2 protein-coding genes are annotated in these 1,091 nt (G+C 44.3%); one reads left to right on the forward strand and one right to left on the reverse strand.

Features of this window, described 5'->3' with window-relative positions:
* Window positions 1-828, forward strand: an 828-nt coding sequence (locus tag A3738_RS18650) for a lipase secretion chaperone (RefSeq protein WP_068763770.1), incomplete at its 5' end; no start/stop codon positions are given.
* A 35-nt stretch (window positions 829-863) separates the two neighbouring features.
* On the opposite strand, the gene A3738_RS18655 is transcribed toward A3738_RS18650, so the two are convergent.
* A partial coding sequence (locus A3738_RS18655; RefSeq protein WP_156504334.1) for a tyrosine-type recombinase/integrase occupies window positions 864-1,091 on the reverse strand: 228 nt, incomplete at its 5' end.

The following is a 1,091-nucleotide window of genomic DNA, read 5'->3' on the forward strand; positions in this document are numbered from 1 at the left end:
TTTGATCGAGATTTGGCCGTCGATGAGAACGGCGATCTTCGTATTTCATCGGACCTAAAAGACATATTTGATTTCTTCTTTTCAGCTATTGAAGAAGAGTCATTGGAAACCGTTTTGGCGCGGATAGAAGAATATCTCAACTACAAATTAGAAGAGCCAGCCTTAAGCCAAGCACTTCAATCTTTAGAATCGTACGTTGCATACAAAACCGCGGTAATGGACCTAGAACTTACATTTTCAAGCCGAATTGAAAGCTTTACTACAGACTGGCCAATGTCGAGCTTAAGTGGTAGTTACCTTGATTTGATCGACGAACGCTTGCAGTTACTTAAGTCAATTCGAGCTGAAAACCTAGGCTTAGAAATGCATGAGGCATTTTATTCTGAGCGTGAACAGTATGATGCATATATGATTGAGCGACTCAGAATCAACGCTGATCAAGCAATGAATAGTGAGCAAAAATCAGCGGCTTTAGAATCACTTGATGCACAAATGCCGGCAGAGTTTATCGAAAGTAGAAGCGGCGCAAATCCAGTTCAAGTTCTGCGTGAGAGCACCACTGACAATCAAGAGCTTACTGGTGAAGAGCTATATAATGCGCGCGTTGAAGCTGTTGGCGAAGAGGCTGCAGAACGTTTAACGAGCCTAGACTCCCAACGTAAGGAATGGGATTCAAGATACACGAGCTACACAAGTCAACGCGATGAGATTTTACTAAACGATGCTTACAGCGACGAAGTAAAGGTCACCGAGCTTGAGCTATTGAGAGATTCATTGTTTTCTAGCTCCGAGAAAGTGCGCGTGATTGCGCTTGATCGAATCCAATAGATAAAGCACTTAGAATGCTCCACTAAGTCACGCTGCTATACATCGCGTGACTTACCACTTTCTGCACGCTTTTTGTTTTCACTCTGAACGTAAATAGTATCGGTAGTCGCCATACTTGCGTGCCCCAGATCTTCTGATACATCTTTTAATGCTCGACCTCGTTCAATCTCAAGACTGGCGCCTGTGTGACGTAACCAGTGCGTAGACACCTGCTGAAAACGTGCCGCTGCCTCTTCGCCATGGCTTAAGCGCATCGCTTCAAA

The organism is Oleiphilus sp. HI0066 (assembly GCF_001635725.1).